Raw genomic sequence first — 24,101 nt, 5'->3', positions numbered from 1 at the left:
TGGCTTCCCCATTCCCCACCACCAAGCCACCTCGTTATACACAAGTCCAACCTCACTGGCCAGTCGTCAAAAAATCCCGTTTACATTCAATAAGTTAGCGCAGCCCTTGTAAACGGCGCAGATATCGCGTTTACTCTCGTCTTTTGCATGGCGCACTCGGCAAGCAGATCGACCGCATGGACGGAAACGGAATTCAAGCAACTTGATCTGGGCGATGCGCGCCGGAATAAGCGAGCGAGGATATTAATGGAGCGATTGGCGGCTGAGCCGACAGCAAGTGTACCGAAAGCCTGCAACGGCTGGGGTGAAACGGTGGCGGCATACCGTTTTTTCGACAATGAGGGCGTAGACTGGCGCGCGATCCTCGCGCCACATTGGCAGCAAACCCAGGAGCGCATGGGCCAGCAGCAAACCGTGCTGTGCTTGCAAGATACGACGGAGCTCGATTTCAACGGACAACAGGCAAGCGGCCTGGGGCCGCTCTCCTACGAAGCCCAGCGCGGCATGTATCTGCATCCGACTTATGCCGTGACTCCCCAGCGCGAACCACTGGGCATACTCGATTGCTGGATGTGGGCCCGCGAGAAAAAAGATGCATCGGGGTTGCGCGGCGGCCCCAAGGAAAGCCTGCGCTGGATCGAAGGCTATGACCGGCTGGCCGAACTGGCGCCGCAACTGCCGAACACACGCTTGGTGTATGTGGCCGACCGTGAAGCGGACATGCTGCCGCTGATGATGCGCGCCCAGGCACTGCACACCCCTGTCGATTGGCTGGTGCGTGCAGCCCACAATCGCTGCCTGCCTGATGGGGATAAATTGTGGCAGCAAACCTGTACTGGCGAACCGATCGGGCAAATCGAGTTTGCCATGCCCGCCCGGCATGGCGTGAAGGCGCGCACGGTGCGGCAGCACTTATGGGTACGGCATATCGAACTGCCAGCAGGCAAAGGAAACCAGGTCAGCGCCACATGCCTCATCGCCCGCGAATACGACGCACCGAGCGGCGCCAAGCCAATCGAATGGCGGCTGCTGACTAACCGCAACGCCGAAACGGCCGCGGCCGTGGTCGAACTGATTGATTGGTACCGTGCACGTTGGGAGATTGAGATCCTGTTCAATGTGCTGAAGAATGCCTGCCGGGTCGAGGCGCTGCAATTGGGTGCCATCGAGCGCATCGAACGCGCCCTGGCGCTGTATCTGGTGGTGGCCTGGCGGATCGCGCATTTGATGCGCCTGGGGCGCACTTGTCCTGATCTCGATGCCACCCTGTTCTTTGATCCGGACGAAATCGAGGCCGCCTATTTGCTACGCGAGAAAACGCCACCGCCTGCGCCTCGCCTGAACGAGGTCTTGCGCCAGATTGCTTGCCTCGGCGGCTTCCTGGCGCGCAAAGGCGATGGGGAGCCGGGTGTTAAAACCATCTGGCTGGGACTGCAGGATGTTTATGTCGCCGTCAAAACAATACGCCTACTGCGCCGACGTGAGCAGGCGAGTTGTGTATAACGAGGTGCCACCAAGCGCCTCACCACGGCCCACTATGCGTAAATAAACAGGCCCTGAAAAGCAAAAACCCAACCGGGTTAGGGCTGGGTTCTTGGCATGCTGCTGAATTCTGGCTCCCCGACCTGGACTCGAACCAGGGACCTGCGGATTAACAGTCCGTCGCTCTACCGACTGAGCTATCAGGGAAAAGAGGCCGAATTATATCGGCTCATTTTCCATTTGCCTAGTCCCGGCCATCATTTTTCTCCATGCGTCGGTCGCAGACCTCGACTTTCCACGAATCGGCCCACAGCGAATCCAGAATCTGATCGCCCAATTCGCGCCGCAGCTTGTGGTAAGTGTCCCGGTCATTGGCACGGCAAGCGAATGAAGCGAACTTGTTGCGGTTATGGACCTGGTCCGGATAGCGCCGCAGCATATCCTCAAAACCTGCCTTCATCAGCTTCCAATCCGGATCACCAGGCCGCCCGAAGCCAACTGCATCCTCGCAATTGCAGTCCCTGATCCAGAACAGGCGAGCATACAAGGCGCTGCCCTCGTCCCGCTGCGACAGGCTGACCGCCCGGCGCGAAAAGCGTTCGTATTCACCCGGCTCCCCTCCCCATTTGGGCTCTTTGGAGCGAGACATCGCAAAGTGAACTTGCTGTGAGGCCGGGAAGGCTTTGACCGCCTCCTCATAAGCGCCATTCAGCCGGGCTCGTGGCGCACTTGAATCGATCATGACCTCGATATTCAAGCTATGCCATAAAGGGCAATTGCCTGCGACCGCCTTGATTTCCGCCAATCGCGCCGAAGCCTTGGCCAGGCGTTCACGGAACAGGTCCCAGGCTTCCGGCGGCACGCTCTGGGCATACCCGCCGCCACGGCCGTGCCATGCGTAGGCATGCCAGTACATGGTTTCAATCAGGGCCTGCGCTGGCGAGTCAGGCGCTTTGGAGCGCCACTCGCGCAGCAAAGCGCCCAGGCCATTCCAGTCCTTCAAAGTGCCAATCAGGGTCACAAAGGTCCGTGAGAACACCATCAACTCAGGCTGCCCGTCCGGCAAGCGAGTGTCCTCCGCGCATAAGGCCAGAAGGACCTGGTCGAGTCGCTGGTAATCGCGCTGATGCCACATCGCCTTCAGCGGCATGCCCCGTAGCCAGATGATGGTATCCATCTCGCAGTTTTTGGCAACCACGTCGTCCCTGCATGGCGCGTTCATTGGGATGCCCGGCAAATCCGGTTTCGGCAATAGTGATTTTTGTTGTGCGGGGGCGGCGCTACAGGCCAGGTTGACGGCACACAGTGCTGCAATCGAAAAAAGGCTGGCGAACAGATTCATCTGGCGGCTCCTTGCGATGGCGTTCGGCCAGATTAAACTATCTCATCCTTTTCGAAAACAAAAAAAGCGGCCCGCAGGCCGCTTTCAAGGCGAGAGCCGCACGCTTGCGCGGCGCCCTCACCCCAGGATCAGAACGAACCTTTGAACTGCACGCCAAACTGACGTGGCTCGTTGACGAAGCCGGTCAGGTTGTTGAAGTCGATGGCGCCGGTGATGCGGCGCTGGTCGGTGATGTTGCGTGCGAAGGCTGCGACTTCGTACTTGCCGCCGGCCCAGTTGTAGCCTACGCGCAGGCCGCCTTCGGTCAGCGGAGCGCCGGTGAATTCAACTGCTTCGTACAGGAAGAAGTTCACCTTCGAACGGTAGGACCAGTCGGTCACGACGAACAGGTTGCCTTCTGCCAGCGGGTAGTTGTAGCGGGCGTTCAGGTTGATGATCCACTTCGGAGCCTGTGGCAGCGCGTTGCCGTCGATGACCACGCGGCCGGACGAGTTGACCGGGTCCAGGATGGTGCACTGCGCGCACTTGTTCACGGACAGCGATGGGTCGCGGATCTCGGTGAAGTTGTACGAAGCGCTGGCGGACATCTTGAAGTCGTTGGTGATGAAGCCTTCGATCTCGCCTTCGATGCCGCGGCCCTTGGTCTTGGCAGCGTTAATCAGCTTGGTGACGTTGGTGTTACCGCCCACCACGGTCAGCTGCTGGTTCTTCACGTCGTAGTCGTACACGCTCAGGGAAGCGCGTGCGCGGCGGTTCCACAGGTCGGCCTTCACGCCGGCTTCGATCGAAGTGATGGTTTCGGCGTCAGCCACGGTGATCGGCACCGAGGTCGAAGCAGCAGCGATCGATGGCGCGCGGAAGCCGGTGGCGTAGCGGGCGTACACGCTGACGTCGTTGTTCAGCTTATAGGTGCCGCTCAGGTCCCAGTTGAACTTGTCCTTGGACTCGGAAACCGACTTGGGACCAACCAGCACGGTGCCGCTGGTTTCCAGGGTGTCGAAGTCCTTCTTGTCTTCGGTGTAGCGCAGGCCGCCGCGTACGGTGAACGCGTCGGTCACGGCGTAGTTCACGGAACCGAACATCGCCCAGGCTTCGTTCTTCTGCTGCGACTTCACGCGCGAGGTGCGGTCGCCGGCAACGTTGAAGTTATCCTGGCCTGCCACTGCCTTCTCGTCGAAGTAGTACACGCCTGCCTGCCAGTTCATCGGGCCGGTGTACTTGGACTCTACGCGGAACTCTTGCGAGTACTGCTTGATGTCCGGTACGAAGGCGCCGGTCGCAACCTGGAACGGCACGGCTGGTGCGTTGGTCGGGTTGCCGCCGTCGATGTCGCCGCGCGAGTTGTAGCGGGCCACGGTCTCGTAACCGGTGATCGAGTACAGCTTGTGCGCGCCCAGGTCCCAGCTCATGCGCACATTGGCGCCCTGGGTCTTCAGTTCCTGGTCTTCACGGCCGTTGATGGCGATCTTTTCCGGATCGAAGCCGTCGGCGAAGGTGTTGGAACCCTTCTTGATGATGTTGGCGCGGAACAGGCGCGAGCTGCCGGTGGTCTGGCGCTGGTGCACGTTGAACAGGGCGTTGAACACGCTGTTCGGCTGGTACAGCACCTGCACGCGTTCTGCGTGTTCGTTGTAGCCTTCCAGCGCGTCTTTCTCGCCGGTGAAGGTGTTGTCGACGAAGTCGTCGCGGTGCTGGCGCAGGGTCGATACGCGCAGGGCCCACTCTTTCGACAGCGGCACGTTGGCGGCTGCTTCCACGTTGACGGTGGCGTCGCTTGCGTAGGAAACGTTGTAGAAGCCGTCCACGCCGCGCAGGTTTGGCTTGGCCGATTCGAACTTGACCACGCCGGCCGGGGTGTTACGGCCGAACAGGGTGCCTTGTGGGCCACGCAGCACTTCCACGTTGGCCAGGTCGAACATCGGGAAACCCTTCAGGATCGGGTTTTCCTGCACCACGTCGTCATAAATCAGCGAAACCGGCTGCGAGGCGAACACGGCGAAGTCGGCGTTACCGTAGCCGCGGATGTAGAAGCGCGGGAATACACGGCCGGTCGACGATTCAACGTTCAGCGATGGAGTCTTGCCTGCCAGGACGCGGATATCCTGGCCACTGGACAACAGGATGTCCAGCTTCTCGGCCTTGAACGCGGACACGGACACCGGCACGTCGCGGATATTCTCGGCGCGGCGCTGCGCGGTAACGGTCACTACTTCCATTTGGCCGGATGGGGCCTGGGTTGCTTCCTGGGCCATGGCGGCCATCTGCACGGTAGCGAGGCTTACCAGCACGTGCATCTTGGACAACTTCATCATGTTCTTTCCTTGTGGGCGGTTTGATGGATGTCCCCTATTCTCCCCACAGGTTGCGGTCTGCTGCCGCAAAATAGCGCGCATTATATACCCACTATAAGATTCAAGCACTATTCCTTGATCGTCAGTGTGCTACCAGTGACGCCCGCATAAAACACCACCAGCCTGACCGGCCCATTGCCCACGTTGCGGCCGTTATGCAGGGTATTCACGACTTCGGCTAGCGCCTGCCCGGCCACCACACGCTTGACAGTACCGTCTTTCAGGCTCACTTCCAGCTCGCCCTCCAGGACGTAACCGAACGACGGCAGCGGATGCAGGTGCCATCCGGTTTCGCCGCCAGGTGCAATTTCGACCAGCAACGCTGTGACCTCCGCCTGCCCGTTCGGGTAGGCCAGCGCAGCGCCATTCCAGCTGGACGGCGACTGCAACAGCTTGGTGACTTTGACGGAAGCGGACTGCTCCAGCGCAAAGGCAGGCTGGGCAGCGAAGATGGCGAGCACGGCAACGACGGCTGCGAAGTTTTTCATGGCTGTCTCCGGTTGGTATATGCCACATGATAGATGCAGGTCAAAGCCCGATCAAATGGGCCTCCTAGACTGGCTTGATCCCCGCAACAAAAGGGGCTTTCCGAAATTGCCAGGAGACTTCATGATGAAGAACTTTCCGCAAGAAATGAGCCATGCTTCGGGCGCTTCGCTGGCGCTCGATACCACCCGTCTTCTCATCGCGCTCAAACAGCCGAAAGAACGCAGCGCGGTCGAACAATTCCTGCACAGCGTGGACCTGTTCCTGGAAGATGAGGCGGACGAAGGCATGGTGCCGGGTGAACGCGTCAACCACACCAAGACCCGCTACTTCGTGCAAGCGCGCCGGCCGCTCGATGACGGCCGCCTCGCCAAGATCGAAGAAGCCGGCGCCCAGTTGGGGATCGACTGGATCGGCCCCGTCTACCGCCAGGCCGGCCAGCGCGGCCGGCGCGCCCTGATGTCGCCCCTGCCCCATGTGGCCCTGGTCAAGCTGCGCCAGCGCGATACCGGCTTCAAGCTGCCCGAAGGCCCGGGCGCCAAGGGCGCAGCCGAACCGGCGATCCAGGAAATCACGGAGAAAACGCGTTACCTGAACGGCCACCATTACCTCCAGATCAGCAACGTCAAAGAGATCAACGCCTACCAGTTGCGCGAGCGCCTGCGGCAGATCCCCAACGCGCCCATCTCCGACTTCCAGTTCGAGACCATGCCGCTGCTGACACCGACCTCGATCGCTCCCAACGACACCCTGTTCCCGCAGCAGTGGGACATGACGCGCATCGAAGCGGGCGGCCCCGGCACCACCGGCTGGGACATCACCACCGGCGCAGCCACCACCGTGGTCTGCGTGCTCGATGAAGGCTGCGACCTGACCCACCCCGACCTGCGCTTCGCCGCACCCGGCATCAACCTCGGCACCATGAGCGGCGACGGTTCGCCCACCGGCAACCACGGCACTGCCTGCGCCGGCATCGTGGCCGCCACCTATAACAACGGCACCGGCGTCACGGGCGTGGCGGGCGATGCGCGCATCCTGCCGGTCGCATTTGACGCCTGGACCGACGTCGAAGTAGCGGCCGGCATCAATTACGCCTCCGCCAACGGCGCCAGCATCATCAGGATGAGCTTCGGCTGGAACGGCTGGAGCCCGGCCATCATCGACCCCGCCATCCAGAGCGCTTTCAACAACGACCTGGTGATGTGCGTCGCCACCCACAACTACAACGGCCCGATCACCTACCCCGCCACCAACCCGCTGGTGATTGCCGTCGGCGCCTCGGATGAAGTCGACAACCGCAAGACGCCGGCCAGCCCGGACGGCGAGCCATGGGGCTCCAACTTCGGCCCGCAGATCTCGGTGGTATCGCCCGGCGTCCACATCCCCACCACCGACCGCCAGGGCGCGCCAGGCTACAACGCCACCGACTATGACCTGGTGTTCAACGGCACCTCCTCCGCCACGCCGCACGTGGCCGGCTTGGCAGCCCTGATCCGCAGCGTCTACCCGATGCTGGACAACGCACAGGTACGCGCCCATATCGAACGCACCGCGCAGAAAGTGGGCGCGGTGGCCTATGCCGACACGGCCGGCAAGTCGAACGGCAGCTGGAACCAGGAAATGGGCTATGGCCGCATCAACGTCTTCCGCGCCCTCGACGAAGCCGACGTGATGATCAAGGACGCCCCGGCCGACACAGCGGCAGTGAGCCTTTCACCGGCGGGAACTTCTGGGACTTTTCAGACATTGTGGTGCGCATCAACGACGACAATGTCTTCGTGCCCAGCGACCCGCTGCAGTCAAAGAATGTCGAGCGTGGACAGGCCAACTACATCTATGTACGCGTTACCAACAACGGCGCACGCGATGCGCGCAACGTCTCTGTCAGCACCCGCATCACGCCCTTTGTCGGGCTGCAATTCGTTTACCCGCCCGACTGGACCCAGGTCGACGGCATGCACGTCAGTCCCACCGGCATCACCACCAGCTTTGCCAGCGTGCCGGCCGGCAGCACCGTCATGGCCAAGTTCCGCATCGAAGCGGCGCAAACGGAAGACCTGTACGGCTGGCAGGAAAACCACCCATGGCATCCTTGCCTGCTGGCCGTCGTCAACTCCGACAACGACTACGCCTTCGCCACGGCGCCACTGACCGGCGACCCGATCAGCGCCCGCCGCAACAACCTCGCGCAGCGCAACCTGTCGGTGATCGACGTGCTGGCCGGCGCCCGCGCCGCCTTCCCCTTCGTGGCCGGCAGCCGCTACAACCGCGAAGCGCGCATGACTCTCGTGATCGACCGCAGCCACCTGCCGGAAACCATGCCGCTGACCTTGTCGCTGGATGAAGATGGTTCAGCCTTCCCCGCCATCGATTTCGACAACCAGGTCGATCCGGTTCCCGGCCAGACCCCTTGCGATGAAGGCATGCAGAAGGATTGCGGCCTGGTCTTCCTGCAGGACACCCGCGTCAAGACCCGCTTCGCCTGCTGCTGCGGCATCCTGACGCTGGCGAAAGGCTCGCATTTCGATTGCCTGCTGCATCGCACGCTCGGCAATGTGACGGTGGAAGGTGGGGATGTGGTGCTGCGCAACGGCAAACGCTACGTCGAAATCCGGCAGCCGGTGGTCAAGGTCACCATGGACAAAGACCCGGCCATGATGTATCCGCTGGCGCTGCAGACCAGCATTCCTTCAGCGTCCGCCGAAGGAAGCCAGTACCAGGTCAATGTGGCCCAACTGAATGAACAGGGCACGCCGGTGGGCGGCGCATCCATGGTCTACCACGTGGGCTAGGCAGCCCGGCGGCAGGGGAAGCGTGGAATCAGGCCAGCGCTTCCTTTGCCGCTTCTTCAGGCGTCATGCCGTCATAGAACAGGTCCGTGAACCATTCGACCTGCTCTTCGATATGGTCCTGGGCCTGCTCTACCGTCGCACCGCCCTTGACCAGGAAACCTTCTACCTCGATGCACCAATGGATCAGTTCCAGGGTTTCCGGATCGAGTTCTTCTTTCTTTTTTGCCATGTCATTCTCCCGCGCAAAGCAAAAAAGCCCAACCGAATGGCTGGGCTTTTCAGTACGCAATATTCTACTGCTTTTCCGCCTCGCCGTTGTAACTCGGCCAGCGGACGCCTACTGCCCGACGCAGATGATCTTGGTCGCGTACTCGTTGGCTCCCGACTTTTTCTTGGCAGCCCATGCCATCGCCTCCTGCGCCTGGGCCAGGGTCAAAACCGAAGCCTTTTCCTTGTTCTTGATGAAGGAGACGCCTTCAAAGACGCCCTCTTTGCTGCGCATGACACGCGCGAAGACCGGCGGCTTGCCCGGTTCACTGATTTTATTTTGTTGAACCAGATATCGTTGATCGTTGTTTTCCATTGCGCACCTCGCAAAGCAAAAAGCCCAACCGGTTAAGGCTGGGCTTTTCAGTCATTCTGGCTCCCCGACCTGGACTCGAACCAGGGACCTGCGGATTAACAGTCCGTCGCTCTACCGACTGAGCTATCAGGGAAAAGAGGCAATATTATAACTGCCGTTTCGGCTTTTGCAAAGCCTATTTTAGATCACATGCCAAGTGACTTCAAAAGTTCGTCGGCATCGTCCGAGGAGATTGCCGGAGCCGGTGCCGTAGCGGCCTTATGGGCGGCCTGCTCGCGCTCCAGCAGCGCATCCGGGTCTTCGACTTCGGTCTTCTCGAAATCATGCAATTTAATAAACTCGGTGCGGTCGATCGCCAGCTCGAGGTAGAAGATGTTGTTACGCTCGGTGAAGAAGGACACGCGGCGCATCTCCGGACGGTCGAGCGGGGTGTCCACGCTCAGCGTTACCTGCTTGTTCAGCACCAGCATTTTCGGCTGGTTCTGGGTGATATTGGTATGCAGCTCGCCGCGCACCTTACCGGTGAAATCGCCGACGATCTGGTTCATCAGTTCGCCCATGATGTTCGCCACCTCGTCGGAGGTGAAGGAGCTGGCCAGCTCGGACTTCGGCATGCCCATGCTGAGCATGTAGCGCTCGTAGATCTCCATCGCCGCCTCGGCCGAGAAGTTCAGCACGACCAGGCCGGTAAAGCCGCCATCGAACAGCACGAAGCAGCCGATATCAGGTTTCAGGCCAACCTTGGTAATACGCTGCACCATGGCCGAGTAGGTAATCCGGCTTTGCGACGCCACGTTCAGCACGCGGGTGACCGACGAGCACAGCGTGGTCAGCAGGTCTTCGGTGCCATACACCACCCGCTCTTCTTTTGTAATCATTCTTCAAATGCTCCGGATTAAATCTGATGGATAACTTGAAGAATAACTGATTCCACCCCAAAAGCAAAAAAGGTTATATGCAGCATGTCAACATTTGGACTCATCTTTGCAATAAACGCCGCCGCGATGCGCGGCGGCGCCCCGATTACTGGGCCAGGTTGGTACGCGCGCCCGCCGTGGCGATCGCCTTGGCCTTTGCATTGGCGCCCGCAATTGGCGTGTAGGAATAGCCGGTCGGGCCGTAAGACTGGGTACTGCCCACCTCGTTATACACAAGTCCAACCTCACTGGCCAGTCGTCAAAAAATCCCGTTTACATTCAATAAGTTAGCGCAGCCCTTGTAAACGGCGCAGATATCGCGTTTACTCTCGTCTTTTGCATGGCGCACTCGGCAAGCAGATCGACCGCATGGACGGAAACGGAATTCAAGCAACTTGATCTGGGCGATGCGCGCCGGAATAAGCGAGCGAGGATATTAATGGAGCGATTGGCGGCTGAGCCGACAGCAAGTGTACCGAAAGCCTGCAACGGCTGGGGTGAAACGGTGGCGGCATACCGTTTTTTCGACAATGAGGGCGTAGACTGGCGCGCGATCCTCGCGCCACATTGGCAGCAAACCCAGGAGCGCATGGGCCAGCAGCAAACCGTGCTGTGCTTGCAAGATACGACGGAGCTCGATTTCAACGGACAACAGGCAAGCGGCCTGGGGCCGCTCTCCTACGAAGCCCAGCGCGGCATGTATCTGCATCCGACTTATGCCGTGACTCCCCAGCGCGAACCACTGGGCATACTCGATTGCTGGATGTGGGCCCGCGAGAAAAAAGATGCATCGGGGTTGCGCGGCGGCCCCAAGGAAAGCCTGCGCTGGATCGAAGGCTATGACCGGCTGGCCGAACTGGCGCCGCAACTGCCGAACACACGCTTGGTGTATGTGGCCGACCGTGAAGCGGACATGCTGCCGCTGATGATGCGCGCCCAGGCACTGCACACCCCTGTCGATTGGCTGGTGCGTGCAGCCCACAATCGCTGCCTGCCTGATGGGGATAAATTGTGGCAGCAAACCTGTACTGGCGAACCGATCGGGCAAATCGAGTTTGCCATGCCCGCCCGGCATGGCGTGAAGGCGCGCACGGTGCGGCAGCACTTATGGGTACGGCATATCGAACTGCCAGCAGGCAAAGGAAACCAGGTCAGCGCCACATGCCTCATCGCCCGCGAATACGACGCACCGAGCGGCGCCAAGCCAATCGAATGGCGGCTGCTGACTAACCGCAACGCCGAAACGGCCGCGGCCGTGGTCGAACTGATTGATTGGTACCGTGCACGTTGGGAGATTGAGATCCTGTTCAATGTGCTGAAGAATGCCTGCCGGGTCGAGGCGCTGCAATTGGGTGCCATCGAGCGCATCGAACGCGCCCTGGCGCTGTATCTGGTGGTGGCCTGGCGGATCGCGCATTTGATGCGCCTGGGGCGCACTTGTCCTGATCTCGATGCCACCCTGTTCTTTGATCCGGACGAAATCGAGGCCGCCTATTTGCTACGCGAGAAAACGCCACCGCCTGCGCCTCGCCTGAACGAGGTCTTGCGCCAGATTGCTTGCCTCGGCGGCTTCCTGGCGCGCAAAGGCGATGGGGAGCCGGGTGTTAAAACCATCTGGCTGGGACTGCAGGATGTTTATGTCGCCGTCAAAACAATACGCCTACTGCGCCGACGTGAGCAGGCGAGTTGTGTATAACGAGGTGGGTACTGCCCCAGTTGCTGGCATTGACTGCGCCGCTCGGGGTATCCCAGGTAATGCCGCTGCCCACATAGTTATCGCGCAGCTCCCAGTAGCCGATACGGCTGCTGTCGCGCGAGGTGACCGGGTTCTTCACGTTCTCGAAATAATTCCCCTCGATCAGCGAAATGCCATCCATGCGCACATTGATGCCGGACGTTTGTACATCATTGAAATAATTATTGAAGATGTGCGTCATGCCGAAACGCTGCAAAGGCAGGCGCGATTTGACGTGCTCGAAGCGGTTGTTGTGGTAGGTGGTGCGGGCATTGGCGTTCGCCGTATCGCTGTCGCTATAGCCGTTCAGCGCCACCTTCTGGTAGTTGTAGACGTGGTTGTACGACACCGTGATGTGGTGAGCGCCCTTCTTCATGTCGATGCCGCCATCGAACGAGGCGTCGCCCGCACCGGGACACGAAGTCAGCGAAGCGAAGATGGTGTTGTGGTCGATCCAGACATTGCTTGGCTGGCCCGACGACATGCCCTCGATCGAGATCGAATCGGCCGCCTCCCCGCCCTGCAGCAGGCCGATCATCATATTCTGCACGATGACGTTGTGCGCATTGCCGGCAATATGGATGCCGAAATTGGCACTCGAATCGCTGGCGCCGATCAGGGTGATATTGCTCTTGTTCTTGATTTCCAGCGTCTGCGCTGGCTTTTGCCACTGCGCGCACACATCGGTAATGGTGTTGTAGTCGAACTTGCCGGTGTACCTCAAAACCAGGCCGGAATTATCGGTATAGGCGTTGATCTTCGCCTGGGCATCGGCCAGCGTGGCCACATTGACCGGCGTCTTGCTCCCGCCTCCCGTCGTGGCGGCGCCATATCCAATCGGTCCAGCAACTGCAGACGTGGCTGCCGCGACGGCGGCCACCAGGAAGAGCACCTTCAGCTTTGTAACTTTCATGCGCTTGTCTCCTTTACTTTCTGGTTTGAGGAGCGCACAGGATGCAATCAATTCAATTGAGCGTCAATTGGCCAGACCGAAATACAACAATCGGACTTACCGCATATAGCTTTGGACTGACCAATATTCGAAAGCAATTAAGGTTAACAGTATGCTATCGTTGCCCAATGAGAAAAATCTTGATCGCCCTATTCCTGCTGGCCGCCATGCCAGCCAAAGCCGACCGTGCCGTCGAACTTGACCGCCTCGCCACGCGCTATCACGCCCTAGGCCAACTGGACGGATCGGTGCTGGTGGCCGACCGTGGCAGCGTGATTTACCACCGTGCCTTTGGCCTCGCCAACCGCGAATGGCAAATCCCGCACACCACGGACACAGCCTTCCGCGTGGCCTCGTTGACCAAGCAATTCACCGCCACCCTGGTCATGCAACTGGCCGAGCAGGGCAAGCTGCGACTGGACGACCGGATTGGAAAATTCGTTCCCGAACTGAGCCCCGAGATTGGTAATCGCGTCACCTTGCACCATTTGCTGAACCATACTTCCGGCATTGTCGACTACGCGAACTACCCGGGCTTCTGGTCCAACCGCCTTGGCGAAAAAGTACCCAAAGCCGACTTCCTTGCCATCATGAACCGCCCACTGGAATTCGAACCGGGAAGCCAGGGCCACTACAGCAGTTCCAACTACACTCTGCTCGGATGGGTCATCGAGAAGCAAACCGGCAAGACTTACAGCGAAGCCCTGGACAGCATGATCCTGCGCCCGGCAGGCATGCGGCGCACCGCGTACGACGCACCCGACCGCATCATGCCGCGCAAGGCTTCCGGCTATGTACGTGCGCTTGGCCAGTACCGCCCCGCCGATCCGCTATGGATTCCCAACATCGGCGCCGGCGGGGGCGTAGTGAGCACCACTGGCGACTTCCTCAAACTCGATCGCGCGCTGGCCGGCAATGCGCTGCTCACGCCGGAATCGAAACGCCAGATGTTCACCGCCTACGTCAAAGACGATGTCTGGGGCGACCTCGGATATGGCTACGGATGGCTGGTTGGCTCGCGCACGATTGCCGGCAAATCTCGCCTGGTGCACGAACATGGCGGCAACGGCAACGGCTTCCGCACGCTGGTCACACGCTATCCGGAAGACGGCAAGCTGGTCGTCATTTTCCTCAACGAAGGAAATGGCAACAAGGGGCCGGAGATCTACAAAATGCGCCGCGATTTCACCGACGTGCTGTATGGACAGGCCGTCACGCTCCCAAAGCCCAGCTTGCATGATTTGCTGGCGGCAGAGATTCACCGCGCCGGCGACGAGGCCGCGCTGGCCCATTTCGACGCCCTGCTTGCCCAAAGCAGCCAGCCGGAGAATGGCGACGGACTGAATCGGCTCGCTTACCAATATGCCGAAATGGGCCGCGCTTCCACCGGCATCGCGATCCTGCAACGCGCAACCGCCCTATTCCCGCGGGACGGCAACTTACATGATTCAATGGGAGAACTTTACCTGCTGCTTGGCAGCAATGGGAACGCCCGCGCCGCCTACCAGCGTGCCCTGGAACTAGACCCGGACAATGGCAACGCGAAAGAAATGCTGAAGAAGCTTGGACAATAATTTGTACTATGCACGCTATATTGGCGCTCGACGAAGGCGGCAACACGGCGCGCGTAACCGGCCAGCGGCTCCTGGTTGTGCTGCGCGTTGCAGGTAACCAGCTCCACGGTGGTTTGTTGGCAGGAGGGACAGCAACGGTCAGGAATTAATACTTTGCCTTGCAGGTGCGGAACTGGTTGTTCACCACATAGGAATTGGTCAGCGTCTTGTTGGTCTTGTTAACCGCCAGATTGATGAATTCATCGCCGCAGCGCGGCGCCAGCGGCACAAACTTGTTCTCTTTTGGCGAGTAGGCGTAGACAAGTGAAATCTCATACGTTCCCATGCCGTCATCGGCATGGGCAATGGCGAAGTCCGTGTACCCATCGAAGTTATAGTCATCGACCTTGATGCGCAACTTCTTCTCGGTTTCGACCGTAAAAGTTTCGGTCGCCTGCACACCCTGACCATCGAGGTTGAGCCCCACCGTCTGGCGCTTCACCGTCAATACGGCCCGCACTCCCTCGGCGGGAGAGAACTCGGTTCGGCCATCGGCCGCTTGAGCGCAGACATTTGCCGCACCAGCGGCGACAGTGATCGCCATCATGGCGGCAATTGTCTTCATCATTCCTGACCGGACTAGAGCTGTATCTTCAACGCACCGGTAGGCCGTGGCACGAGGTGAACCTCATTGCCTTTGACCTGCCAGTCAAGCATGAAGCGCCCAGCCGGCGGGAAGCGCAGGAAAATCATTCCGCCACGTTCCAGCATTTCCCTGACTTTGTCGGGTAAAGGTTGTGCAAGGCTGGCACAGCCGCCGGCATCTACCCGGCCATCGATCGTGATGTATTCGACGAAATCCACGCCCACTCCGCCCATGCTCCAATAGGAGCCCGGGAAAAACACTTTGGTCCCATCAGGCTTGAACTTCTCATTGAGATTGCAGGCCTTCAAATACACGGGAAGTTTCGGCAGGGTCCGGCCCAGCGCCTTTTCCTGCGCAAGGAATTTACGCCAGTTGTACTCGTCAACAAGTCCCTCAAGATCCCCGCTATCGTCCTCTTCTCGATGCAGCTCCTTGAGCCGTTTGATCCCCCGCCCGAGTACTTCGGTGTCTTGCTCATGCTGGAGCGATCCAAGCAGCACGCGGTACAACGCATCGCGCGCACCGGGATGCTCCAATGCGAGCGCACGTTCGTAATGCGCAATTGCAGCCTGCGGCGCGTCGGGATTCTCACGCTCCTCCAGTTTCCCGAGGTACTGATACGCCTGAGGAACATCGCCCTTTGCAGCTTGCTCGAAGGCTTTGCGGGCCTGCACGTAGTCCTCCTCGACATACAGTAATCCACCCCAGTTTGACCAAGCGCGCGCAGACCCCAACTTCATGGCCTTGTTCAGCCACGTTACTGTGCGCTCGCGCAATGCCGGCAAGTCCTTTTCCTTAAGCATGCCTTTCGTTTGCCCGACCCGCGTCCAGTCGTAGACCCGCAAGAACTGCGCTGCAGCGCTCTCGGCATGCTCGACGTCTTGCGAACGTTCAAAGGCCTGCCCGTAGTAGTCGCCAGACTTTTCTACCGCCTCTATTTTTTTCGCGAGTGGCCAGTCGTTACCGGACTCGGAAGGGTCGTAGGCACGGCCAAGGTTCCACAGCGTAGGCATGGCCAGGCCCTTCTCGAGCGCCTTCTGGAACTGCCTGATCGCCTCTTCCCGCTGTCCAGCGTCCAGGGCAATAACGCCCAGGTTGTGAACGGCACGGACCGACCCCAACCCTTCCGCTTTCTTGTAGTGGCTACGCGCAAGCTCACGGTTTTTCTCGACACCCCAGCCGAGGTCATACGATTTCCCGAGCAAAAACAGTGCGTCGGCATCGCCACGCTCGGCAGCCAGCTTGGCGTTCTTCTGGAACTCGCCGTATTTCTTCGCGAGGAGCGATTGCTCAAGTGCGGAAATGGGCACCTGTGCCAACGCCGAAGAAAAAGCGCAGCCCGAGAAAACTGCGCAAGCGATCAAACGACTAATGAGCCTCAACGCCATTCCAGTGCATATGGTCAAAAATGCATTTTATGCTATTTGGCAACGAATTAAGTTTTTCATCTAATAAATAAATTGCCATTTAGAAATTCTGACGGTTAGACTCCAGCCTCCTTAAGCCAACACCCTTTGTAAGCATGAAAAAGTTTGTATTCGCTATCACCACTATCCTCGCAACCATGGGCGCTGCCCAAGCCCAGACCCAGGCCGTTGAACATCCGCTGCGCTTCCTGGTTGGCTCCGGCCTTAGCTACGGTGGTGACACCCTGGTCACCGCCGAATACGAAAGCGGCTGGTCGCGTAACGTCAAAGCCGGCGGCCTGTTCTACTTCACTTTCGGCGCGAACTACCGCCTGGACCAAGATTTCTCGATCCAGGGCACGCTCAACTACCACGTTGACGACGCCAGCGCCAAAGACGGCAAACTCAAATTCGAGCGTTACCCGGTTGAAGTGCTGGGCTACTATCACATGAACGAAAACTGGCGCGTCGGTGCCGGCCTGCGCTACATCAAGAGCGCCAAGCTGAGCAGCGACGGCAATGCTCCGGACGTTGGCGGCAAATCCGACAGCACTGTGAGCGGCCTGGTGGAACTCGAGTACTTCTTCATCCCGCAAGTCGGCATGAAAATGCGCTACGTGAAGGAAACCTTCAAAGCTCCTGGCGCGCGTAGCGTGAATGCCGACCACTTCGGTATCTCCGGCAACTACTACTTCTGATAACCAGAAGCTGAGCTTTCCTCCAAATGAAAACGCCGACCCTAATGGTCGGCGTTTTTTGATATCCACCACCGCCGGCCGACTGACTCCGTGTGAACTCATGAAAATTCGTTCGGGCCTTGTGTCCGTACCGTTTAACGGTCAAGTGATCGATGTTTCGCTGAATGTTCGAGACCTCGGTGATGAACGCCACATCGGTGTCCTGGCTCAGAGGAATCTGGTCATTGGCCATCGAAAATTTTCGCGTGAAATTCGTATCGAGCTTGAGTTGAAAGGCATGACATCGGAAGAGACCGGAAGCCTTTATGACTAATCGGATTTTCTTGCCCAACCATTCCGTCAACCGGACGGCTTACGTCCAACGTAGAGCGCACCAGAACTCCTCCTGCGCCATTAGGAAGGCCACATGACTGCCAAGCACGAATCACTTCCGGCTAATGTTCTCCATGCCCTGCATCAGGGCAATACACTTGAGGCGGTCAAGCTCTTATGCGAGTCCACTGGCCTTGGGCTGAGGGAGTCCAAAGACGTCATTTGCGAGTATCGCCAAAGGCACCCGACGACACCTGTCGGAGCCGCCTCCTTCAACCAACTTCCCGCCTCGGTAGTCTCCGCATTGCAGCGCGGGGACAAGATGGAGGCAATTAGGCTTCTGCGAGAACAGACTGGTCTTGGGCTAAAGGAAGCTAAAGATGCGGTGGAGGGCGAATCTCAGGATACGTTCCAAGCAAATCACCACCTCCCAACAGCCGACACGCCAACTAGCAACCTTATTTGGTGGCTACCGGGCTTACTATTTGCTGGCTATATCACTTACTACTTTCTGCAAAGCCTTGGTTAAGCGACTCACCCGCATGCGCTCTAACAATTCATTCAGCCCGAAGCCGCTTCACGGCTCGGCTTAATTCAGGCGTTGAACGACCGGTTGAATCCGCAGGCGGAAACAGCCGGTTGCGCCAAAGCTAGGTTAAGCACAAGACTTTCACCATGGAGGGCTCCGTGGAGCGTGCCACCAGTTGAGCCTGCAACCTCCGTTTGCCATCGAAGCCCATCCGTCGGGCAACCTCATCCCTACTGCCCAAACGCCTCACCACGAGTCGCTATGCGCAAATAAACGGACCCGGAAAAGCAAAAAGCCCAACCGGTTAAGGCTGGGCTTTTCTATGTTCTGGCTCCCCGACCTGGACTCGAACCAGGGGACCTGCGGATTAACAGTCCGTCGCTCTACCGACTGAGCTATCAGGGATCATTCTCCGACCGCATTGCGATCAGAGAGCAGCATATTAAAGGACCTTGGCGATGGCGTCAACTACCACATCAATATTCTTCGAATTCAGCGCAGCCACGCAGATACGACCGGTGTCCACAGCGTAGATCGACTGTTCGCGCAGCTTGCCCACCTGCTCTTTGGTCAGGCCGGAGTACGAGAACATGCCAATCTGCTCACGCACGAAGTCGAAATCGTGGCCAGGCGCCTTGGCTTTCAGCTTCTGCACGAAGGTTTCGCGCATTTCCTTGATGCGCACGCGCATGCCGGCCAGTTCGTCTTCCCACATCTGGCGCAGTTCTGGGGTTGCCAGGGCGGTTGCCACCACCTTGCCGCCGTGGACCGGTGGGTTGGAGTAGTTGGTGCGCACCACGCGCTTCAGTTGCGACAGCAGGCGCGAAGCCTCTTCCGCGGAAGCCGCCACCACGCTCAGGGCGCCCACGCGCTCGCCGTACAGCGAGAAGGACTTGGAGAAGGAGTTCGACACCAGCAGGGCCACGCCGGTAGCGGCGAAGCGGCGCACCACGGCGCCATCTTCCGCGATGCCAGCACCAAAGCCTTGGTAAGCCATGTCCAGGAACGGTACCAGGCCGCCGGCGACCACAGCCGCGATCACCTCATCCCACTGGGACTGGGTCAGGTCGGCGCCGGTCGGGTTGTGGCAGCAAGCGTGCAGCACGACGATGGAACCGCGTGGCATGGCCTTCAGGGCAGCCAGCATGGCGGCGAAATTCACGCCATGGGTGGTCTCGTCGTAGTAGGCGTAGTTGTTGACTTTGAAGCCGGCGCTTTCGAACAGCGCACGGTGGTTTTCCCAGCTAGGGTTGCTGATGTAAACCTCGGAATCCGGGGAGAAGCGCTTCAGGAAGTCGGCGCCGATTTTCAGCGCGCCGGTGCCGCCCAGTGCCTGCACGGTCACGGCACGTTTCTCTTGAATTACGGCGCTGTCGGCACCAAATACCAGCTCTTGCACCGCCTTGTCGTAAGCTGCCAGGCCTTCGATTGGCAGGTAGGTACGCGGGGCGTGCTGTTCGATCAGGATCGATTCCGCCTTTTCCACGCACTTCAGCAGCGGCACTTTGCCATTGTCGTCATAATAGACACCTACGCCCAGGTTGATTTTCGCTGGGTTAGTGTCTGCATTAAAGGCTTCGGTGATGCCGAGGATCGGGTCGCGCGGGGCCATCTCGATGGCGCTGAAAACGGAAGAGTTCGTCATGGTCAGATTGGTAACGTTTTGGGGCGGGTCGATACAAGAACAAGCCGGCACCCGAAGAAAATCCGGTCAGGGCCACCGACAATCGCATATTCTATCAAAGGTCTGCATTAATGTCTGATTCCCAAAATACGGCTGCTCCGGCACCGGAAGTTATCACTTTCCCAGATTCGCCTTACCGGCTGCATCAGCCCTTCCCTCCTGCCGGCGACCAGCCGACTGCTATTGATGCATTATGCGAGGGGATTGACGACGGTTTGTCGTTCCAGACGCTGCTCGGCGTGACCGGTTCCGGCAAGACCTACACCATGGCCAACGTGATTGCGCGCAAGGGGCGCCCTGCCATTGTGTTCGCACCGAATAAGACCCTGGCGGCGCAACTGTATTCCGAATTCCGTGAGTTCTTCCCCGAGAATGCGGTCGAGTACTTTGTGTCGTACTACGATTACTACCAGCCGGAAGCCTATGTGCCGCAGCGCGACCTGTTCATTGAAAAGGACTCGTCGATCAATGAGCACATCGAGCAGATGCGCCTGTCCTGCACCAAGTCGCTGATGGAACGGCGCGACGTGGTGATCGTGGCCACGGTGTCGGCCATCTACGGTATCGGTAATCCGAACGAATACCACCAGATGATCCTGACACTGCGCGCCAAGGACCGTGTATCGCAGCGCGACATCATCGCGCGCCTGATCCAGATGCAGTACACGCGCAACGAGGTGGACTTCGGCCGCGGCACCTTCCGCGTGCGCGGCGACACTATCGACATCTTCCCGGCCGAACACGCCGACCTGGCGGTGCGGCTGGAGATGTTCGATGACGAGCTGGAATCGATCCAGCTGTTCGATCCGCTGACCGGCAAGGTCAAACAGAAGATCCCGCGCTTCACCGTCTATCCCGGCTCGCACTACGTGACGCCGCGCGCCACCGTGCTGCGTGCGATCGAGACCATCAAGGATGAACTGCGTGAGCGGTTGGATTTCTTCCGCCGCGAGAACAAGCTGCTGGAAGAACAGCGCCTGGAACAGCGCACCCGTTTCGATCTGGAGATGATGGCGGAAGTCGGCTTCACCAAGGGCATCGAGAACTACTCGCGCCACCTGTCCGGAGCCAAGCCGGGCGAGCCGCCGCCAACCCTGGTCGACTACCTGCCGCGCGATGCGCTGATGTTCCTGGACGAATCCCACGTGCTGATCGGCCAGTTTTCGGCCATGTACAACGGCGACCGTTCGCGCAAGACCAACCTGGTTGATTACGGCTTCCGCCTGCCTTCGGCGCTGGATAACCGGCCGCTGAAATTCGAGGAGTTCGAGTCGAAGATGCGGCAGACGGTATTCGTCTCCGCCACGCCGGCCGAGTACGAGAAGAAGACCACCGGCGCCGTGGTCGAACAGGTGGTGCGCCCGACCGGCCTGGTTGACCCGCAAGTGATCGTGCGCCCTGCCCGCACCCAGGTCGACGACCTGCTGGGTGAGATCAACGATCGCATCGCGAAGAACGAGCGCGTACTGGTCACCACGCTGACCAAGCGCATGTCGGAACAGCTGACCGAATACCTGAGCGACCACGGCATCAAGGTGCGCTACCTGCACAGCGATGTCGATACCGTGGAGCGCGTGGAAATCCTGCGCGACCTGCGCATCGGCACGTTCGATGTGCTGGTGGGGATTAACCTGCTGCGCGAGGGCCTGGACTTGCCCGAGGTGTCGCTGGTGGCGATCCTCGACGCGGACAAGGAAGGCTTCCTGCGTTCGGAGCGTTCACTGATCCAGACCATCGGCCGTGCGGCACGTAACCTGAACGGTGTTGCCCTGCTCTATGCGGACAATATGACCGACTCGATGAAGCGCGCGATCGATGAGACCGAGCGCCGCCGGGCCAAGCAGATCGCCTACAACGAGAAGATGGGCATTGTGCCGCGCGGTGTGAAGAAGATCATCAAGGACATGATCGATGGCGTCTACAGCTCTGCGGCGCGCGAGCAAATGGTGGTGGCCGAGGAGGCGGCGAAGTACGAGGCGATGAGCGAGAAGCAGATCAGCAAGGAGATCAAGCGGCTCGAGAAGCTCATGCTCGACCACGCCAAGAACCTGGAGTTCGAGAAGGCGGCGCAGGTGCGGGATCAGTTGCACCATCTCAAGGAGCAGCTGTTTGGGGCGCCGGGGGCGGATGCGCTTTGAAACCGGTAAACCAGTGTCTGCACAGCGGCCACGGGTTGCGGTTGCGCGCCGTTGATCTTCTTCGAACGTCACAAGCCTCGAACCAGAACCCTCGGCCCTGAAACCGCACGGGGTCAGACCCTTGGGTCTGACCCAGGTTTACCGGTTTTAAGAAGGCTGCTTAACAATCCGCAAATAAGGCTTAGGCGCCTTCCACCCACCAGGGAACAGGTTCTTGGCGTCATCATCGCTGACCGAACCAGCAATAATCACATCCTCCCCATCCTTCCAGTTCACCGGCGTGGCCACCTTGTGCTTGGCGGTCAACTGCATCGAATCCAGCACGCGCAGGATCTCGTCGAAATTGCGGCCGGTGGTCATTGGATAAGTCAGCATCAGCTTGATCTTTTTGTCCGGGCCAACGATGAACACCGAACGCACGGTGGCGTTGGTGGCGGCAGTGCGGCCATCCGAAGTGCCCGCCTCCTCGGCCGGCAGCATGTTGTACAGCTTTGCAACTTGCAGGTCCGTGTCGCCAATCATCGGGTAATTCACTTTGGCGCCCTGGGTTTCTTCAATGTCGCTGGCCCACTTGCTGTGGTTCTCGACCGGGTCGATCGACAGGCCGATGATCTTGGTATTCCGCTTGGTGAATTCCGGCTCGATCTTGGCCATGTAGCCCAGCTCCGTGGTGCAGACCGGCGTGAAATCCTTCGGGTGCGAGAACAGGACGGCCCACTGATCGCCAATCCATTCATGGAAATCGATCTGGCCCTTGGTGGTCTGGGCCTTGAAATTTGGTGCAGTATCGTTGATGCGCAGGGACATGACAGCTCCTTTGATGATTGGCATGGCGGGATCGTTATCGTGCCACGCCGTCATTATCAAAGCAATATGTTTTAGTCCAGCAGCTTCCCTACCATGGAGAGGCCATCGCCGATCAGATCAATGACGTCCATTCCCGTCGACATGCCATCGATGACATCGGCAGCGCCGCCTCCGTCCTTTTGCGGACGCGGTGGCGCCGGCTGTGCAAGGCGCTTACGGGCCTCCTCCATGCGCGCATGCTCCGCGTCGCGCTGGGCAATCTGCTCAGGCGCCAGCCTCGCCTCAGCCGGCAAGTCAGCGCCGCAGTACAGACACCGCACAACACTTCGATTCAACACTCCACGGTTGCATCCGGTGCAGCGGAATTTCGGTTCGACATCCCTCATGCGATCGCCCTGTCCTGTACCAATACCGCTCCCACCAGGTCACCCTGCGAGACCAGCGACGAGCGTCCCTGCGCATCCAGCGCAAACCGGCCGCGGCCATTACTGTAGACAATGGTGCCATTCGGCGTGATATCAAACGAGCTTACATTGCTCGCCACCACGGACTCGCCGCCGCTGCGTGTTCGGCGTACCAACTGCCACGAAGATGGCACCAGCGAAGGAATGCCGCCAATGCTGGCCTCCTTGCGCAGCGCGCGTTCTGCATCGATGCGCTTACCCTGCAAGACGATGTCCTTCATATCCGCCTGGGTCGGTATGCCGCTGGCGCCAGTCAGCGGCTTACGCGAGTACATGAGCGAGAAGAAATTCAGGTAATGGAACACTGCGCGCAGCAGTCGGAATGGGAAGAACAGCGTATCGAGCACCACGTTCCCGGCGTTGTACTGCGGCGGTTCATATGGACGGCGAATGAAGAACAGCGCACCATCCGGCGCCACGCGCGGCGACAGGAAATCGTAGCGCGGATCTTCCAGCACCGGTGTTACGCGGCCGGTCGCGGTATTCAATTCCTGCAGCGTCACGTGGCCCGTTGCAGCCCAGCCACCGTGCTGGTCACGTCCAATCGCTGCGGACTGGTAGATCACCGTGGACTCGTCTCCCGGCACCGGCGTCGGAGCCGAATCGATCGTGTCGCCGCCGGTCAGTTCGCGCAATCCATCGCCATTGCTGCGCAAGGTCGCGATATGGCTAACGCCACCGCGTCCACGCAGCGAACAAACGATCGTCTCGCCGCTTGGCGACAGGCACAGGTCATCGAGCTGCAATTGCTGGCGATGCAGCAAACGCTCTTCGTGCCCACTGGCGATATCGTAGGAGAACAGCCCGCCCATGCCATGGTCGGCTTGGAAGTAAAGCAGCTTGCCTTCACCGGTGAAGAGCGCCGACGAGATCAGGAAAGGATCCGTATTGCGCTCGAAATCACGATAGTTGCCTTGCGCGGCGACGCCAAAGGCGGTGTCCTTTTTCCACGCATTCTTTTCGCGGCTGCGCTCCGCGCGGTCCATCGCCTGTTGCGCGTAAGGGCTGGTGATCTCCTGTACCGCGCCATAACCGCCCTGCACGAACAGCTTGCCATTGGAGACCCAGCCGATTTGCACCGGCGGCGCGTTGCCGCCCATGGCTTGCGCCGGCGCCGGATTTTGCACGCCGGCTGGCTGAACGTACTGGTTAGTCGACTTATAGAACAGCACGACCAACAGCACAACGATTCCCAATATGATCAGGACATGCATGAATCACCCT

General features: G+C 59.4%; 22 protein-coding genes and 3 tRNA genes. 8 read left to right on the top strand and 17 right to left on the bottom strand.

The window, feature by feature from the left end; all coding sequences use genetic code 11:
• Window positions 1-147: 147 nt before the first annotated feature.
• Window positions 148-1,503 (top strand): IS4 family transposase, encoded by a 1,356-nt coding sequence (locus tag ACQ4MM_RS15290; protein ID WP_431478136.1) that lies wholly within the window; start codon window positions 148-150, stop codon window positions 1,501-1,503.
• A gap of 110 nt (window positions 1,504-1,613) precedes the next feature.
• On the opposite strand, the gene ACQ4MM_RS15285 is transcribed toward ACQ4MM_RS15290, so the two are convergent.
• From ACQ4MM_RS15285 to ACQ4MM_RS15270, 4 genes are all read right to left on the bottom strand, one after another.
• A tRNA-Asn gene (locus tag ACQ4MM_RS15285) sits at window positions 1,614-1,689 on the bottom strand.
• A gap of 37 nt (window positions 1,690-1,726) precedes the next feature.
• Entirely contained in the window at window positions 1,727-2,824 is a 1,098-nt protein-coding gene (locus ACQ4MM_RS15280; protein ID WP_431478144.1) for a DUF4034 domain-containing protein, read from the bottom strand.
• Between the two features lie 128 nt (window positions 2,825-2,952).
• Complete coding sequence (locus tag ACQ4MM_RS15275; protein WP_431478143.1) at window positions 2,953-5,136, bottom strand: TonB-dependent receptor; 2,184 nt, start codon at window positions 5,134-5,136, stop codon at window positions 2,953-2,955.
• Between the two features lie 107 nt (window positions 5,137-5,243).
• Complete coding sequence (locus ACQ4MM_RS15270; protein ID WP_431478142.1) at window positions 5,244-5,663, bottom strand: cupin domain-containing protein; 420 nt, start codon at window positions 5,661-5,663, stop codon at window positions 5,244-5,246.
• A 121-nt stretch (window positions 5,664-5,784) separates the two neighbouring features.
• On the opposite strand from ACQ4MM_RS15270, the gene ACQ4MM_RS15265 reads away from it, so the two are divergent.
• Window positions 5,785-7,812 (top strand): S8 family serine peptidase, encoded by a 2,028-nt coding sequence (locus tag ACQ4MM_RS15265; protein WP_431478141.1) that lies wholly within the window; start codon window positions 5,785-5,787, stop codon window positions 7,810-7,812.
• 669 nt (window positions 7,813-8,481) lie between these two features.
• Here ACQ4MM_RS15265 and ACQ4MM_RS15260 read toward each other — a convergent pair.
• The 5 genes from ACQ4MM_RS15260 to ACQ4MM_RS15240 all read right to left on the bottom strand — a co-directional run bounded on the left by ACQ4MM_RS15260 (window position 8,482) and on the right by ACQ4MM_RS15240 (window position 10,188).
• Entirely contained in the window at window positions 8,482-8,682 is a 201-nt protein-coding gene (locus ACQ4MM_RS15260) for a hypothetical protein (RefSeq protein WP_431478140.1), read from the bottom strand.
• 108 nt (window positions 8,683-8,790) lie between these two features.
• Window positions 8,791-9,036: a hypothetical protein gene (locus tag ACQ4MM_RS15255; RefSeq protein ID WP_431478139.1), complete on the bottom strand. Its 246-nt coding sequence runs from the start codon at window positions 9,034-9,036 to the stop codon at window positions 8,791-8,793.
• Window positions 9,037-9,093: 57 nt separating this feature from the next.
• Window positions 9,094-9,169: transfer RNA gene (locus ACQ4MM_RS15250), tRNA-Asn, on the bottom strand.
• Between the two features lie 52 nt (window positions 9,170-9,221).
• The gene (locus ACQ4MM_RS15245; RefSeq protein WP_431478138.1) at window positions 9,222-9,914 is read right to left on the bottom strand and encodes a DUF3334 family protein; all 693 of its coding nucleotides are present in this window, start codon (window positions 9,912-9,914) and stop codon (window positions 9,222-9,224) included.
• A gap of 145 nt (window positions 9,915-10,059) precedes the next feature.
• Entirely contained in the window at window positions 10,060-10,188 is a 129-nt protein-coding gene (locus tag ACQ4MM_RS15240; RefSeq protein WP_431478137.1) for a hypothetical protein, read from the bottom strand.
• A 105-nt stretch (window positions 10,189-10,293) separates the two neighbouring features.
• Between ACQ4MM_RS15240 and ACQ4MM_RS15235 the strand changes: the two genes are divergently transcribed.
• On the top strand, window positions 10,294-11,649 hold the full coding sequence (locus tag ACQ4MM_RS15235; RefSeq protein WP_431478136.1) for an IS4 family transposase: 1,356 nt from the start codon (window positions 10,294-10,296) through the stop codon (window positions 11,647-11,649).
• Here the strand turns inward: ACQ4MM_RS15235 and ACQ4MM_RS15230 are convergent.
• Complete coding sequence (locus tag ACQ4MM_RS15230) at window positions 11,600-12,601, bottom strand: pectate lyase family protein (RefSeq protein WP_431478135.1); 1,002 nt, start codon at window positions 12,599-12,601, stop codon at window positions 11,600-11,602. The genes ACQ4MM_RS15235 and ACQ4MM_RS15230 overlap by 50 nt on opposite strands.
• Window positions 12,602-12,780: 179 nt before the next feature.
• Between ACQ4MM_RS15230 and ACQ4MM_RS15225 the strand changes: the two genes are divergently transcribed.
• Window positions 12,781-14,214 (top strand): serine hydrolase, encoded by a 1,434-nt coding sequence (locus ACQ4MM_RS15225; protein WP_431478134.1) that lies wholly within the window; start codon window positions 12,781-12,783, stop codon window positions 14,212-14,214.
• A gap of 145 nt (window positions 14,215-14,359) precedes the next feature.
• Here ACQ4MM_RS15225 and ACQ4MM_RS15220 read toward each other — a convergent pair whose 3' ends face one another.
• The gene (locus tag ACQ4MM_RS15220; protein ID WP_431478133.1) at window positions 14,360-14,821 is read right to left on the bottom strand and encodes an XAC2610-related protein; all 462 of its coding nucleotides are present in this window, start codon (window positions 14,819-14,821) and stop codon (window positions 14,360-14,362) included.
• 11 nt (window positions 14,822-14,832) lie between these two features.
• A complete protein-coding gene (locus ACQ4MM_RS15215) occupies window positions 14,833-16,227 on the bottom strand; it encodes a tetratricopeptide repeat protein (protein WP_431478132.1) in 1,395 nt (464 codons plus the stop codon).
• 134 nt (window positions 16,228-16,361) lie between these two features.
• Between ACQ4MM_RS15215 and ACQ4MM_RS15210 the strand changes: the two genes are divergently transcribed.
• The 3 genes from ACQ4MM_RS15210 to ACQ4MM_RS15200 all read left to right on the top strand — a co-directional run bounded on the left by ACQ4MM_RS15210 (window position 16,362) and on the right by ACQ4MM_RS15200 (window position 17,784).
• Window positions 16,362-16,943, top strand: coding sequence for an outer membrane beta-barrel protein (locus tag ACQ4MM_RS15210; protein ID WP_431478131.1), 582 nt, complete (start codon window positions 16,362-16,364; stop codon window positions 16,941-16,943).
• The gene (locus ACQ4MM_RS15205; protein WP_431478213.1) at window positions 16,903-17,256 is read left to right on the top strand and encodes a hypothetical protein; all 354 of its coding nucleotides are present in this window, start codon (window positions 16,903-16,905) and stop codon (window positions 17,254-17,256) included. The genes ACQ4MM_RS15210 and ACQ4MM_RS15205 overlap by 41 nt, the downstream gene beginning before the upstream one ends.
• A 93-nt stretch (window positions 17,257-17,349) precedes the next feature.
• On the top strand, window positions 17,350-17,784 hold the full coding sequence (locus tag ACQ4MM_RS15200) for a ribosomal protein L7/L12 (RefSeq protein WP_431478130.1): 435 nt from the start codon (window positions 17,350-17,352) through the stop codon (window positions 17,782-17,784).
• 328 nt (window positions 17,785-18,112) lie between these two features.
• Here ACQ4MM_RS15200 and ACQ4MM_RS15195 read toward each other — a convergent pair.
• Together ACQ4MM_RS15195 and ACQ4MM_RS15190 are read right to left on the bottom strand one after the other, a co-directional pair.
• Window positions 18,113-18,189: transfer RNA gene (locus ACQ4MM_RS15195), tRNA-Asn, on the bottom strand.
• A gap of 37 nt (window positions 18,190-18,226) precedes the next feature.
• Window positions 18,227-19,429 carry an amino acid aminotransferase gene (locus ACQ4MM_RS15190; protein ID WP_431478129.1) on the bottom strand — a complete coding sequence of 401 codons (1,203 nt, stop codon included), beginning with the start codon at window positions 19,427-19,429 and terminating at the stop codon, window positions 18,227-18,229.
• A gap of 110 nt (window positions 19,430-19,539) precedes the next feature.
• Between ACQ4MM_RS15190 and uvrB the strand changes: the two genes are divergently transcribed.
• Entirely contained in the window at window positions 19,540-21,606 is a 2,067-nt protein-coding gene (uvrB, locus tag ACQ4MM_RS15185; protein WP_431478128.1) for an excinuclease ABC subunit UvrB, read from the top strand.
• A gap of 147 nt (window positions 21,607-21,753) precedes the next feature.
• On the opposite strand, the gene ACQ4MM_RS15180 is transcribed toward uvrB, so the two are convergent.
• The 3 genes from ACQ4MM_RS15180 to ACQ4MM_RS15170 form a co-directional block, all read right to left on the bottom strand.
• Window positions 21,754-22,413 carry a peroxiredoxin gene (locus ACQ4MM_RS15180; RefSeq protein WP_431478127.1) on the bottom strand — a complete coding sequence of 220 codons (660 nt, stop codon included), beginning with the start codon at window positions 22,411-22,413 and terminating at the stop codon, window positions 21,754-21,756.
• A gap of 71 nt (window positions 22,414-22,484) precedes the next feature.
• Window positions 22,485-22,733 (bottom strand): hypothetical protein, encoded by a 249-nt coding sequence (locus tag ACQ4MM_RS15175; protein WP_431478126.1) that lies wholly within the window; start codon window positions 22,731-22,733, stop codon window positions 22,485-22,487.
• A 62-nt stretch (window positions 22,734-22,795) separates the two neighbouring features.
• The gene (locus ACQ4MM_RS15170) at window positions 22,796-24,091 is read right to left on the bottom strand and encodes a hypothetical protein (RefSeq protein WP_431478125.1); all 1,296 of its coding nucleotides are present in this window, start codon (window positions 24,089-24,091) and stop codon (window positions 22,796-22,798) included.
• Window positions 24,092-24,101: the final 10 nt, after the last annotated feature.

The sequence above is a fragment of the Massilia eburnea genome (genome assembly GCF_050709955.1).
Lineage (GTDB): Bacteria > Pseudomonadota > Gammaproteobacteria > Burkholderiales > Burkholderiaceae_D > Rugamonas > Rugamonas eburnea_A.
The sequence above is the reverse complement of the archived record's forward strand: the minus strand, read 5'-3'. Positions and strand labels throughout refer to the sequence as shown.